13 protein-coding genes are annotated in these 13,426 nt (G+C 51.2%); all 13 read right to left on the bottom strand.

Going from position 1 to position 13,426, the window contains the following annotated elements:
• Nucleotides 1-13: 13 nt before the first annotated feature.
• The gene (pstS, locus tag VH187_RS10560) at nt 14-1,054 is read right to left on the bottom strand and encodes a phosphate ABC transporter substrate-binding protein PstS (protein ID WP_329701410.1); all 1,041 of its coding nucleotides are present in this window, start codon (nt 1,052-1,054) and stop codon (nt 14-16) included.
• 299 nt (nt 1,055-1,353) lie between these two features.
• Entirely contained in the window at nt 1,354-3,183 is a 1,830-nt protein-coding gene (gene glmS / locus VH187_RS10555) for a glutamine--fructose-6-phosphate transaminase (isomerizing) (protein WP_329701409.1), read from the bottom strand.
• 222 nt (nt 3,184-3,405) lie between these two features.
• On the bottom strand, nt 3,406-4,776 hold the full coding sequence (glmU, locus tag VH187_RS10550) for a bifunctional UDP-N-acetylglucosamine diphosphorylase/glucosamine-1-phosphate N-acetyltransferase GlmU (protein ID WP_329701408.1): 1,371 nt from the start codon (nt 4,774-4,776) through the stop codon (nt 3,406-3,408).
• Nucleotides 4,777-5,318: 542 nt separating this feature from the next.
• A complete protein-coding gene (locus VH187_RS10545) occupies nt 5,319-5,738 on the bottom strand; it encodes a F0F1 ATP synthase subunit epsilon (RefSeq protein WP_329701407.1) in 420 nt (139 codons plus the stop codon).
• Nucleotides 5,739-5,758: 20 nt separating this feature from the next.
• On the bottom strand, nt 5,759-7,141 hold the full coding sequence (atpD, locus tag VH187_RS10540) for a F0F1 ATP synthase subunit beta (protein WP_154161134.1): 1,383 nt from the start codon (nt 7,139-7,141) through the stop codon (nt 5,759-5,761).
• Nucleotides 7,142-7,167: 26 nt separating this feature from the next.
• Entirely contained in the window at nt 7,168-8,031 is an 864-nt protein-coding gene (atpG, locus tag VH187_RS10535) for a F0F1 ATP synthase subunit gamma (RefSeq protein ID WP_329701406.1), read from the bottom strand.
• Between the two features lie 50 nt (nt 8,032-8,081).
• The gene (gene atpA, locus VH187_RS10530; protein ID WP_319627310.1) at nt 8,082-9,623 is read right to left on the bottom strand and encodes a F0F1 ATP synthase subunit alpha; all 1,542 of its coding nucleotides are present in this window, start codon (nt 9,621-9,623) and stop codon (nt 8,082-8,084) included.
• Nucleotides 9,624-9,635: 12 nt separating this feature from the next.
• Nucleotides 9,636-10,169, bottom strand: coding sequence for a F0F1 ATP synthase subunit delta (gene atpH / locus VH187_RS10525; protein ID WP_329701405.1), 534 nt, complete (start codon nt 10,167-10,169; stop codon nt 9,636-9,638).
• Between the two features lie 14 nt (nt 10,170-10,183).
• The gene (atpF, locus tag VH187_RS10520; protein WP_329701404.1) at nt 10,184-10,654 is read right to left on the bottom strand and encodes a F0F1 ATP synthase subunit B; all 471 of its coding nucleotides are present in this window, start codon (nt 10,652-10,654) and stop codon (nt 10,184-10,186) included.
• A 61-nt stretch (nt 10,655-10,715) separates the two neighbouring features.
• The gene (gene atpE / locus VH187_RS10515; RefSeq protein ID WP_004393045.1) at nt 10,716-10,955 is read right to left on the bottom strand and encodes a F0F1 ATP synthase subunit C; all 240 of its coding nucleotides are present in this window, start codon (nt 10,953-10,955) and stop codon (nt 10,716-10,718) included.
• A gap of 49 nt (nt 10,956-11,004) precedes the next feature.
• Nucleotides 11,005-11,823, bottom strand: a complete 819-nt coding sequence (atpB, locus tag VH187_RS10510; protein WP_329701403.1) for a F0F1 ATP synthase subunit A — start codon at nt 11,821-11,823, stop codon at nt 11,005-11,007.
• Nucleotides 11,824-11,831: 8 nt separating this feature from the next.
• A complete protein-coding gene (gene atpI / locus VH187_RS10505) occupies nt 11,832-12,212 on the bottom strand; it encodes a F0F1 ATP synthase subunit I (protein WP_329701402.1) in 381 nt (126 codons plus the stop codon).
• Between the two features lie 618 nt (nt 12,213-12,830).
• A partial coding sequence (rsmG, locus tag VH187_RS10500) for a 16S rRNA (guanine(527)-N(7))-methyltransferase RsmG (RefSeq protein WP_329701401.1) occupies nt 12,831-13,426 on the bottom strand: 596 nt, incomplete at its 5' end.

Raw genomic sequence — 13,426 nt, 5'->3', positions numbered from 1 at the left:
GTATGACGGGTATTTAATACAGAGCTTTACCGCTGCTGTCTTTTACATTGGTTTTCCATGCAGCACGAACCTGCTCAACCACGCTGTCCGGCAGTGACGCATAATCCAGAGCGTTCGCTTCTTTCGCGCCATTTTTGTAGGCCCAATCGAAGAACTTCAACACTTCAGTGCCCTGCTCAGGTTTCTTCTGATCTTTATGTACCAGGATGAAGGTGGTGGACGTAATTGGCCAAACATCGTCACCTTTCTGGTTTGTCAGGTCCTGCGCGAAAGATTTGCTCCAGTCAGCGCCTTTGGCTGCGTTGGCAAAGCTCTCTTCGGTCGGGCTGACAGATTTGCCGTCAGCAGAAACCAGTTTGGTGTACGCTAGGTTGTTCTGCTTAGCGTAAGCGTATTCTACGTAGCCGATTGAGCCAGGCAGACGCTGAACGAAGGCCGCGATGCCGTCGTTACCTTTACCGCCCAGACCGGTCGGCCAGTTAACGGTAGAGCCTGCGCCGATTTTTGATTTCCACTCTTCGTTCACTTTCGCCAGGTAGCTGGTGAACACGAAGGAAGTACCGGAACCGTCAGCACGACGAACGACCGCGATGTTCTGAGAAGGCAGTTTCTTGCCCGGGTTCAGCTTAGCAATCGCTTCGTCATCCCACTTCTTGATTTTGCCGAGATAGATGTCACCCAGCGTTTTACCGTCAAGCACCAGCTCGCCGGATTTAAAACCTGGCAGGTTCACCGCCAGTACCACACCGCCGATCACGGTAGGGAACTGGAACAGACCTTCCTGAGACAGTTTTTCATCAGACAGCGGCGCATCAGACGCACCGAAATCCACGGTGTTTGCGGTAATCTGCTTCACACCACCGGAGGAACCGATACCCTGATAGTTGACCTTGTTACCGGTCTCTTTCTGGTAGGTATCCGCCCATTTGGCATACACTGGCGCCGGGAAGGTTGCACCAGCGCCAGTCAGGCTTGCTGCTGCCATGGCAGAGAAAGCGCTCATCGATAAGGTCGCGGCGACAACAGTTGCGACAGTGGTACGCATAACTTTCATAATGTCTCCTGCAGGATTTCGTAAATCGTTGTTTAAGTGGCTACGTTGAGCAAAATAGGACAAACAGGTGACAGTTAAATGTACGAATTATGACAGTTTTGTGACACTGAAAATTTGCGTTAGGTATTTTCTGTTTTCTCTATAAATATCAACAAATTGAATATAAACATGACATTTACTTGTCAGTAAAATTTTCTTTTTATGACACAGCAAACGTTAGCTGAATATGACAGATTGTCATCTTTATGCGGGAAGTGAGTGAAGGGAAAAAAGCCCTGCGGGTGCAGGGCCTTTGAGCATTATTCAACCGTGACGGATTTCGCCAGGTTGCGCGGCTGGTCAACATCGGTGCCTTTGATCAGCGCCACGTGATAGGCCAGCAATTGCAGCGGCACGGTGTAGAAGATAGGCGCAATCACTTCTTCCACATGCGGCATCTCGATAATGTGCATGTTGTCGCTGCTGTTGAAACCGGCATCCTGATCGGCGAAGACATACAACACGCCGCCACGGGCGCGCACTTCTTCGATGTTGGATTTCAGTTTTTCCAGCAGTTCGTTGTTCGGAGCGATGACGATTACCGGCATATCTGCGTCGATCAGCGCCAGCGGGCCATGTTTCAGTTCGCCTGCGGCATACGCTTCTGCATGAATATAAGAGATCTCTTTCAGCTTCAGCGCGCCTTCCAGCGCTATCGGATACTGATCGCCACGCCCGAGGAACAGTGCGTGATGCTTGTCGGAGAAGTCTTCCGCCAGCGCTTCAATACGTTTGTCCTGCGACAGCATCTGCTCGATGCGGTTTGGCAGCGCTTGCAGGCCGTGAACGATATCGTGCTCAATCGCCGCGTCCTGACCTTTCAGATTCGCCAGTTTCGCCACCAGCATCAGCAGAACAGTTAACTGCGTGGTAAACGCTTTGGTCGACGCCACACCGATTTCGGTACCCGCTTTGGTCATCAGCGCCAGGTCGGATTCACGCACCAGCGACGAACCTGCCACGTTACAAATCGCAAGCGATCCGAGATAGCCCAGCTCTTTTGACAGCCGCAGCGCCGCCAGCGTATCCGCTGTTTCGCCCGACTGAGAAAGGGTGATCATCAGGCTGTTTCGGCGTACCGCCGATTTGCGATAGCGAAATTCAGAGGCAATTTCGACATCGCACGGAATGCCTGCCAGAGACTCGAACCAATAGCGAGACACCATCCCGGAGTTGTAGGACGTACCACAGGCAACAATCTGAATATGCTCCACGTTCGCCAGCATTTCGTTGGCGTTCGGGCCCAGTTCGCTCAGATCGATTTGACCGTGGCTGATGCGTCCGGTCAGAGTGTTTTTGATGGCGTTCGGTTGCTCGTAAATCTCTTTTTGCATGTAGTGGCGGTAAATACCTTTGTCGCCCGCGTCGTACTGCAAATTAGATTCGATGTCCGGACGCTTCACCTGTTCGCCGGATTTGGCATACACGGTCACGCTGCGGCGAGTCACTTCCGCAATATCACCCTCTTCGAGGAAGATAAAGCGACGGGTCACCGGCAACAGTGCCAGTTGATCGGACGCGATAAAGTTTTCGCCCATACCCAGACCAATCACCAACGGGCTGCCGGAACGGGCCGCCAGTAAAGTGCTCGGGTCACGCGTATCCATGATTACCGTACCGTAAGCGCCACGCAGTTGCGGGATGGTACGCAATACCGCTTCACGCAGTGTGCCGCCCTGTTCCAGTTCCCAGTGAACGAGGTGAGCAATCACTTCGGTATCGGTTTCAGAAACGAACACATAGCCACGGGACTGCAACAACTCGCGCAGCGGTTCATGGTTTTCGATGATGCCGTTATGCACCACCACGATGTGACTGGACACATGCGGGTGAGCATTACCTTCCGACGGCTCACCGTGAGTCGCCCAGCGGGTATGCGCGATACCGGTGCCACCATGCAGCGGATGGTCTTCCGCCGCCTGAGCCAGCATTTGTACTTTACCGAGGCGACGCAGACGGGTCAGATGCCCTTCGTTATCGACCACTGCCAGACCGGCAGAGTCATAGCCACGGTATTCAAGACGACGAAGCCCTTCGAGAAGGATTTCAGCAATATCACGCTGCGCGACTGCGCCAACAATTCCACACATAGTTAGATTTCCTGATATGGCACGATGCCATGCGTTGTCGCTGATCTGTATATCCGGATTTTCCGGGCCCCGAGCCTTGTAGAGAGTGGGGTTATTGTTTTGGTTACTGCTGGTGGGCGGAGGATTATGTTATCCCCTCATCCCTGTCTGCCGCATGTCGCTCACGCTCATCCGGCCTACAAAATGGGTTGGGCGGGTAGGCAAACTCTACCCGCCACTGTGTTACTTCTTCTTCACCGGACGCTGCCAGCCTTGCTTTTGCACCTGCGGCACACGGCTTATCACCAGTTCGTTGTCACCCACGTTGCGGGTTACGGTCGTTCCGGCGGCAATCGTTGCGCCTTTGCCAATGCTGACCGGTGCAACCAACTGGCTATCGGAACCGACAAACACATCATCGCCAATAATGGTTTTGAATTTATTCGCACCATCGTAGTTACAGGTTATGGTGCCTGCGCCGATATTCACGTTATCGCCAATTTCAGCATCGCCGAGATAGCTCAGGTGACCGGCTTTGGACCCTTTACCCAGACGCGCTTTTTTCATTTCGACAAAGTTGCCGACGTGCGCACCTTCCAGCAGTTCTGCACCTGGACGCAGACGCGCGAACGGACCAATGGTACAAGCGGCGTGCAGCTCGGCATCTTCTACCACGCTGTACGGGCTGATTTCGCAATCGTCACCGATGACGCTGTTTTTAATCACGCAGCCCGCGCCAATTTTGACGCGATGGCCGAGCGTCACGTTCCCTTCAAAGATAACGTTAGTATCAATTTCTACGTCGCGCCCGTGTGTCAGGCTGCCACGCAGATCAAAACGTTGTGGGTCGCGCAGCATTACACCTGCCAGCAGCAGTTTTTCTGCCTGCTCGCTTTGGTACACGCGCTCCAGACGGGAAAGTTGCAGACGGTTGTTCACCCCTTCCACTTCGCTTAAACGATCGGGATGCACGGCGGCAATTTCACGCCCTTCCTGATACGCCATGGCGATAATATCGGTGATATAGAACTCACCCTGCGCATTGTTGTTATCGAGTTTACCGAGCCAGCGCTTAAGGTCTGCGCCACCCGCAATCAGGATGCCAGTATTGATTTCCTGAATCTCACGCTGTGCGTCCGTCGCATCTTTGTGTTCCACGATGCCCGTAACCTGCCCGTTTTCACGGGTAATACGCCCGTAACCCGTTGGATCATCGAGCTTAACGGTCAGCAAGCCAATCCCGCCTTTTGGTTTGGCGGCACGCAGACGTTCCAGCGTTTCAACCGAAATCAGCGGTACGTCGCCATACAGCATCATGATGTCTTCATCATCGCCGAAGAACGGTGCAGCCTGCTGCATCGCGTGACCGGTGCCGAGCTGCTCAGCCTGTAACACCCAGTTCAGATTGCCTTCACTGAGCGTTTGCTTCAGCAATTCGCCGCCGTGGCCGTAGACCAGATGGATCTGCGTTGAACCTAATTCATCAGCTGCATCAATGACATGCTGAACCATTGGCTTGCCCGCCAGGGTGTGCAACACCTTCGGGAGATCGGAATACATGCGAGTACCTTTGCCAGCGGCAAGGATTACTACGCTCATCGCACTGTTTGACATACGCATCCTGACAGTAGTTTGAGTGAGAAGTTAAAACCTTTCGCATTGAAATTTCTACATATTTTTCATCATGAAATGGAATGCAGAGAAAACGCTCAACGTGAAAGTTAAAACGGACTTTATGACGCTATTTTCAGCTATCGTAACCTGCTTTGTCTCGAAAAAAAGCCCCATAATCTGAAGATGGGTCGCTATGTTGCTGCTTTAGTTATTCTTTTGACACATGAATCAAGCCAATAGCTGACTAGAAAAACAAAAAGGCCGCTTTTCAGCGACCTTTTTCAATTCATTTTGTACAACAATACAGAGACTTAGAGGCTCAGGTTGCTGAACAGTGCGATGATTTTATGAAAGCGTTTCATTTGATTCCCTGCATAGCAGTCTTGTTATGTGATCTAACTCACAAAACAAAGTCTACGCCGGGATTTTGACCTTCGCAACAATTTTGTGACACACATCATACTTTCGGGTTACATCAAACGTGCGGGCAAGAAAAAAGCCAGCCTGGAAACCAGACTGGCTTTTGTGCTTTCAAGCCGGTGTTACATCGCTTTTTTGGTCAACTCGATAACGCGCAGTTTGGCGATCGCTTTGGCCAGTTCCGCAGACGCCTGAGCGTAATCCACATCGCCGTGAGAGCTCTTAATGTGCTCTTCCGCTTTGCGTTTCGCTTCCAGGGCTCGCGCTTCGTCGAGATCCTGGCCGCGGATGGCGGTATCAGCCAGTACAGTTACGTTACCTGGCTGAACTTCCAACACACCGCCGGACAAGTAGATGAACTCTTCATGTCCGTGCTGCTTCACGATGCGAATCATACCAGGCTTAATGGCGGTGAGCAGCGGGGCGTGACCCGGGAAAATACCCAGTTCACCTTCGCTACCCGTTACCTGGATTTTCTCGACCAGACCAGAGAACATCTGTTGCTCTGCGCTGACGACATCCAGGTGATAAGTCATTGCCATATCACCCTCCGATTAAGGCGTTAAAGTTTTTTGGCTTTCTCGACAGCTTCGTCGATGGTGCCAACCATATAGAACGCCTGCTCTGGCAGGTGATCGTATTCGCCGTCCATGATGCCTTTAAAGCCACGGATGGTATCTTTCAGCGATACGAATTTACCCGGAGAACCGGTGAAGACTTCTGCAACGAAGAACGGCTGGGACAGGAAGCGCTGGATCTTACGCGCACGTGCTACCACCAGTTTGTCTTCTTCGGACAGTTCGTCCATACCCAGGATCGCGATGATATCTTTCAGTTCCTGGTAACGCTGCAGGATGGACTGAACGCCACGCGCGGTGTCGTAGTGTTCCTGACCAACCACCAGTGGATCCAACTGACGGCTGGTGGAATCCAGCGGGTCAACGGCCGGGTAGATACCCAGAGACGCGATCTGACGGCTCAGTACCACGGTTGCATCTAAGTGAGCAAAGGTGGTGGCTGGTGATGGGTCAGTCAAGTCATCCGCAGGTACGTATACCGCCTGAACGGAGGTGATAGAACCGGTTTTGGTCGAGGTGATACGTTCCTGAAGAACACCCATCTCTTCCGCAAGCGTTGGCTGATAACCTACCGCAGAAGGCATACGACCCAGCAGCGCTGATACTTCAGTACCGGCCAAGGTATAACGGTAGATGTTATCGACGAACAGCAGTACGTCACGACCTTCATCACGGAATTTCTCAGCCATGGTCAGACCGGTCAGAGCAACGCGCAGACGGTTTCCCGGTGGCTCGTTCATCTGGCCGTAAACCAGGGATACTTTATCCAGTACGTTGGAGTCGGTCATTTCGTGGTAGAAGTCGTTACCCTCACGAGTACGTTCACCCACGCCCGCAAACACTGAATAACCGGAGTGCTCGATCGCGATGTTACGGATAAGCTCCATCATGTTTACGGTTTTACCTACACCCGCACCACCGAACAGACCGACTTTACCGCCTTTCGCAAACGGGCAGATCAGGTCCATTACTTTGATACCGGTTTCCAGCAGTTCCTGAGAGCTTGACAGCTCTTCGTAGGAAGGTGCTGCACGGTGAATAGCCCAACGGTCTTCTTCGCCGATGTCGCCTTTCATATCGATTGGCTGGCCCAGGACGTTCATGATACGGCCGAGCGTTGCTTTACCTACCGGGACTTCGATTGGGTGCTCGAGATCTTTAACTTCCAGACCACGACGCAGACCGTCGGAAGAACCCATTGCGATGGTACGCACGATACCACCACCGAGCTGCTGCTGAACTTCCAGCACCAGGCTCTCGTTACCATTCTGAACCTCAAGAGCATCGTACACGCGCGGTACGGCATCCTGAGGGAATTCGACGTCAACCACGGCGCCGATTACCTGGACAATTTTTCCAGTAGCCATCTTGAATCCTCTACGAATTAACCTGGTTATACCGCGGATGCACCACCGACGATTTCGGTGAGTTCCTGAGTAATGCTGGCCTGACGAGCTTTGTTGTATACCAACTGCAGCTCTTTAATCAGGCTGCCGCCATTGTCGGTCGCGGCTTTCATCGCCACCATACGTGCGGCCTGCTCGCTGGCCAGGTTTTCTACCACGCCCTGATAAACCTGAGACTCGACATAACGACGCAGCAGGGTATCCAGCAGCGGTTTCGGATCGGGCTCATACAGGTAATCCCAGGCTTTATGCTTCAGATCATCATCTTCTGATGCCGGTAATGGCAACAGCTGAGTGATCGTCGGAACCTGAGACATGGTGTTAATAAATTTGTTGCTGACAACGTAAAGCTTGTCCAGACGGCCTTCATCGTAGGCCTGCAACATCACTTTTACCGGGCCGATCAGTTCGGACAGGGAAGGGTTATCCCCCATACCGGTTACCTGAGCAACCACGTTGCCGCCAACGGAACTAAAGAAGGACACGCCCTTTGAGCCGATCATCGCGAGTTCGCTCTGAACGCCTTTATCGGACCATGCTTTCATATCCGCCAGCACTTTTTTGAACAGGTTGATGTTCAAGCCACCGCACAGACCACGGTCAGTGGACACTACCAGGTAGCCCACGCGTTTAACTTCGCGTTCTTCCAGGTAAGGGTGCTTATATTCCAGATTACCGGTGGCAAGGTGACCAATCACTTTGCGCATCGTATCAGCATAAGGACGGCTGGCTGCCATGCGTTCCTGCGATTTACGCATTTTGGACGCGGCGACCATTTCCATCGCTTTAGTGATCTTCTGCGTGTTCTGGACGCTTGCGATCTTACTACGTATCTCTTTTGCGCCGGCCATGAGCTTCTCCTCAATGCCTAACGGCCTGCACTAAGGCAGGCCGCCAGACGTTACCAGGACTGGGTTGCTTTGAAGGAATCGAGGATGCCTTTCAGCTTGCCTTCGATTTCGTCGTTATAGCCACCGGTCTGGTTGATTTCTTGCATCAGCGGAGCGTGGTCACGGTCGACGTAAGCCAGCAGAGCGGCTTCGAAGCTACCGATTTTCGCCAGTTCCACATCTTCGAGGTAACCGCGTTCAGCCGCGAACAACACCAGGCCCTGCTGTGCTACAGACATTGGGGCATACTGTTTCTGTTTCAGCAGCTCGGTCACTTTCTGACCGTGGCTCAGCTGTTTACGGGTTGCTTCGTCCAGATCGGATGCGAACTGAGAGAACGCAGCCAGTTCACGATACTGTGCCAGCGCGGTACGAATACCACCGGACAGTTTCTTGATGATCTTGGTCTGAGCTGCACCGCCCACACGAGATACGGAGATACCTGGGTTAACCGCCGGACGAATACCGGAGTTAAACAGATTGGTTTCCAGGAAGATCTGACCATCGGTAATCGAAATTACGTTAGTCGGAACGAACGCGGAAACGTCACCCGCCTGCGTTTCGATGATCGGCAGCGCAGTCAGGGAACCGGTTTTACCTTTAACTTCACCATTGGTGAATTTCTCAACGTACTCAGCGTTAACGCGGGATGCGCGCTCCAGCAGACGGGAGTGGAGGTAGAACACGTCGCCCGGGAATGCTTCACGTCCTGGTGGACGACGGAGCAGCAGGGAAACCTGACGGTAAGCAACAGCCTGCTTGGACAGGTCATCGTATACGATCAGCGCATCTTCACCGCGGTCGCGGAAGTATTCGCCCATTGCGCAACCGGCATATGGCGCCAGGTATTGCAGTGCAGCAGATTCAGATGCAGTCGCAACAACAACGATGGTGTTAGCCAGCGCGTTATGCTCTTCCAGCTTACGAACCACGTTAGAAATGGTGGACGCTTTCTGGCCGATAGCCACGTACACACATTTGATGCCCGAATCGCGCTGGTTGATGATTGCATCGATCGCCATCGCGGTTTTACCGGTCTGACGGTCACCGATGATAAGCTCACGCTGACCACGGCCGATTGGAATCATTGCATCGACAGATTTGTAACCGGTCTGAACAGGCTGGTCGACGGACTGACGTTCGATTACGCCCGGTGCGATAACTTCGATTGGCGAGAAGCCATCGTTATCAACCGGACCTTTACCGTCAATTGGCGCACCCAGGGTGTTCACCACGCGGCCTAACATGCCACGGCCAACCGGCACTTCAAGAATACGGCCAGTACACTTAACTTTCATGCCTTCGGCAAGGTCAGCATACGGACCCATCACAACGGCACCTACGGAGTCGCGCTCCAGGTTCAGTGCGATAGCGTAACGGTTACCCGGAAGGGAAATCATTTCACCCTGCATACAATCGGCCAGGCCGTGGATGCGGATAACACCGTCACTTACAGAAACAATAGTACCTTCGTTGTGAGCCTCGCTCACAACATTGAACTGAGCAATGCGCTGCTTGATCAGTTCGCTGATTTCGGTGGAATTCAGTTGCATGCTCCAGTCCCCTTAAGACTGCAATACGTCTGCAAGGCGATCAAGACGGCCGCGTACGCTACCATCAATCACTGTATCACCCGTACGGATGATGACACCTGCCATTACAGACTTATCGATTTTGCAATTCAGCTTAACTTTGCGTGACAGACGTTTTTCCATCGCGGCAGTAATTTTCGCGAGCTGTTCGTCACTCAGTGCGGATGCAGAAGTCACTTCGACTTCAGCGGTCGCTTCACTCAGCGCGCGTAAATGCGCGAACTGCTCGAGAACATCCGGGAGCGCTTTCAGACGACCATTTTCAGCCATTACCCGAATCAGGTTTTGGCCCGTGGCATCTAACTGCTCACCGCAGATTGCGATAAACGCATCTGCGAGCGTTTCCGGTGCTAAAGCACCAGAAAGTAACTCTGCCATTTGGTCGTTCTTCGTGACCTCGGCAGCAAACGCCAGCATATCTTGCCAGCTGTCTACGCGTTGGTTTTCGACCGCAAAGTCAAAAGCTGCTTTGGCGTAGGGGCGAGCTACCGTTACAAATTCAGACATCAGCCCCTCCCTCCTTACAGTTCAGCGACAAGTTTATCCACGATGTCGCTGTTAGCAGCTTCATCCACGGAACGTTCGATGATCTTCTCGGCACCAGCAACAGCCAGAATCGCAACCTGCTTACGAAGTTCTTCGCGAGCACGTTTACGCTCGGCGTCGATCTCAGCCTGCGCCTGGGCAACGATTTTGCTACGTTCCTGTTCTGCTTCAGCTTTAGCTTCGTCCATGATCTGAGAACGGCGTTTGTTTGCCTGTTCAATGATCACCTGGGCTTCCGCTTTCGCTTTTTTCAGCTGGTCGGTCGCGTTGGCCTGTGCAAGGTCCAAATCTTTCTTAGCACGTTCTGCGGAAGATAATCCGTCAGAAATTTCTTTCTGACGTTTCTCGATGGCTGCCATTAATGGCGGCCATACGTACTTCATACAGAACAGAACAAACAGGACAAACGCGATGGCCTGGCCGAGGATTGTTGCGTTAAGATTCACAGCACAATGCCTCTTTGTTAGTTAACGTTCTGATATTGCTAATTATATTAAGCAATGCTTACTACGCGACGGCGAACATCACGTACAGACCCAGACCAACAGCGATCATCGGGATAGCATCCACCAGACCCATAACGATAAAGAACTGAGTACGCAGCAGAGGAATCAGATCAGGTTGACGCGCTGCGCCTTCCAGGAATTTTCCACCGAGGATGCCGATACCGATCGCCGCACCGATTGCCGCAAGGCCCATCATAATCGCGGCAGCCATGTACAGCAGATCCATATTCAGGTTTTCCATGACAGTCTCCAGTTTGTTTCAATTAAAACGTAGTAGTGTTGTGTGAAAATTAATGTTCTTCAGACGCCATCGATAGATAAACGATCGTTAGAACCATGAAGATAAAGGCTTGCAGTGTAATGATCAGGATGTGGAAAATGGCCCAAGGCACACTCAGAATCCACTGTGACCACCACGGCAACAGACCAGCAATCAGAATGAAAATCAATTCACCGGCATACATGTTGCCGAACAGTAGCAGACCAAGTGATACAGGCTTGGAAAGCAGGCTTACCCCTTCAAGGATTAAGTTGAAAGGAATAAATGCCCAGTGATTGAACGGCTGCAGCGTCAGCTCTTTCGTGAAGCCGCCAATGCCTTTCATTTTGATGCTGTAGAAAAGAATCAGGATGAACACGCCAAGTGCCATAGAGAGGGTGATATTCACGTCCGCAGACGGCACCACACGCAGGGCAGGCAAGCCAAAGATATGTTCGCCGATATACGGCAGGAAATCGATTGGCAGTAAGTCCATCAGGTTCATCAGTAGTACCCAGACAAACACTGTCAGGGCAAGCGGAGCAATGACTTTGCTTTTGCCATGGTACATGTCTTTGACACTGCCATTAACAAACTCAATCACCATTTCTACTGCTGTCTGGAATTTCCCTGGTACACCACTGGTAGCGGTTTTAGCTACTTTACGGAAGATAGCCAGGAATAAGAGACCCAGGACCACTGAGAAAAACATGGAGTCAATGTTGAGCGTCCAGAAGGTGGCCGGGGGGTTATGCGGATCCACCAGCGAGAAAGTAGTCAGGTCCAGCTGAAGGTTATTCAGATGGTGGCCTATATACTCCTGCGGTGTAGAGATTTCTCCTGCAGACATGATGCCTCTTACCCTTTGTTGTTAATTACAGCTGGTGCGAGTATCTGCACAACCAGCACCGAAACCCACGTCACAATAAGCGGCAATAAGACCGCCTTAAAACCAGCTAACGCCACCACCAGTATGGTAAAGCTCGCAACCACCTTCAACACTTCACCAATAGCGAAGGTCCAGGCCATGCGGCCTTTTGACGGTGTGTGCACCTGGTGACGCCAGGCGAAATTCATAAATACTGCATTTGGCAACCAGGCTGCCAGGCCTCCGCCAAAAGCAGAAGCACCCCACGCGGGGTCTTTGAGGCAAAACAGCAATCCAATTGCTATCACTGCAAGTAGCTGAAGGAACAGAAGCTTACGAGCAACGTTTCTACTCAATAGCGACACAGACATGGCGTATTCTAACTCCTGCTCCCTTCGGGGTATGTCGCGCTGGTATAAAACTGCCTTTAGGACTTTGAGTCAAGCCTCAAAAAGCGAGCAAATTATACGGTGCGTCCCCGTGATTTCAAACAATAAGTAGCAAAAAGGTGAACAAATGTTTAAATATTTTCCTGCACACTTATTTTTCAACTTTTGCTGAATACGGGTTATTTTCCTAAAAAGCCTCAACAACCGAAATAGCCATATAATAAAGCGTGCACCAGATCACAATTCAAACATCTCATAGTCATTATGAATTTGTCTGCATCATAAAGTGCGAAACACAGATGTCTGATAAGTAAGCTGATTATTGTCTACTCTATTTAAAATAACCCGAAACATCATAAAAACATTTCATTGACATTTTTATTAATATTTTAACAAGTATGCCGATCTCATTTCTGCATAATATTTAGCAGGGTTATATTTTCGTAGTTGACTACTTTCAATATCAACAATGCTCTTATCGTTAACATCTTTGTGTTTTAAGGTTAAATTAACGTTAAATGTAACCAGGGATGTCAGCGTTTTCCTGCTGTATTTTTAACGTTAAAGAAACAATCCTTTCTCACTTTTTTTTGATAAATATTAATTTTTGTTTGTCTTAATCATCACCAGATGGCGTTCACCATCAAGTTCAGGCACCTGTAAACGAATCACATCTTCAACACTAAAGTTCGCTGGCAGGACGGCTATTTCATCATCCGGGCGTAAACCCTTGAGTGCATAAAAACGGCCATTCTCCGCTGGCAGATGCTTACACCAGGTCACCATGTCGGTCAGAGAAGCAAAAGCACGGCTGATCACTCCATCAAATGGCGGCTCTGCCGGGAATTCTTCCACACGGCTCTGTACCGGCGTGATATTTTCAAGGTGAAGTTCATGCTGAACCTGGCGCAGGAAGCGAACACGCTTACCTAAGCTGTCCAGCAACGTGAAATGCGAGTCAGGGCGTACAATCGCCAACGGAATGCCCGGTAATCCAGGTCCGGTCCCTACATCGATAAATCGCGAACCCTGCAAATGCGGCTCCACGACAATGCTATCGAGGATATGGCGCACCAACATTTCCTCAGGACGGCGCACAGAGGTCAGGTTATAGGCTTTGTTCCATTTGTGGAGCAGTTCAACATAGTCCACCAGCTGTTGTTTCTGGTTTTCCGGCAGCGTAAAACCTGCACTAT

The organism is Scandinavium sp. (assembly GCF_036271055.1).
Lineage (GTDB): Bacteria > Pseudomonadota > Gammaproteobacteria > Enterobacterales > Enterobacteriaceae > Scandinavium.
This window is presented reverse-complemented; position numbering and strand designations above follow the sequence as displayed.

Bases quoted from the DNA above. Each gene is read 5' to 3' on its own strand.
- pstS (WP_329701410.1), bottom strand. From the start codon at position 1,054: ATGAAAGTTATGCGTACCACTGTCGCAACTGTTGTCGCCGCGACCTTA.
- glmS (WP_329701409.1), bottom strand. From the start codon at position 3,183: ATGTGTGGAATTGTTGGCGCAGTCGCGCAGCGTGATATTGCTGAAATC.
- glmU (WP_329701408.1), bottom strand. From the start codon at position 4,776: ATGTCAAACAGTGCGATGAGCGTAGTAATCCTTGCCGCTGGCAAAGGT.
- VH187_RS10545 (WP_329701407.1), bottom strand. From the start codon at position 5,738: ATGGCAATGACTTATCACCTGGATGTCGTCAGCGCAGAGCAACAGATG.
- atpD (WP_154161134.1), bottom strand. From the start codon at position 7,141: ATGGCTACTGGAAAAATTGTCCAGGTAATCGGCGCCGTGGTTGACGTC.
- atpG (WP_329701406.1), bottom strand. From the start codon at position 8,031: ATGGCCGGCGCAAAAGAGATACGTAGTAAGATCGCAAGCGTCCAGAAC.
- atpA (WP_319627310.1), bottom strand. From the start codon at position 9,623: ATGCAACTGAATTCCACCGAAATCAGCGAACTGATCAAGCAGCGCATT.
- atpH (WP_329701405.1), bottom strand. From the start codon at position 10,169: ATGTCTGAATTTGTAACGGTAGCTCGCCCCTACGCCAAAGCAGCTTTT.
- atpE (WP_004393045.1), bottom strand. From the start codon at position 10,955: ATGGAAAACCTGAATATGGATCTGCTGTACATGGCTGCCGCGATTATG.
- atpB (WP_329701403.1), bottom strand. From the start codon at position 11,823: ATGTCTGCAGGAGAAATCTCTACACCGCAGGAGTATATAGGCCACCAT.
- atpI (WP_329701402.1), bottom strand. From the start codon at position 12,212: ATGTCTGTGTCGCTATTGAGTAGAAACGTTGCTCGTAAGCTTCTGTTC.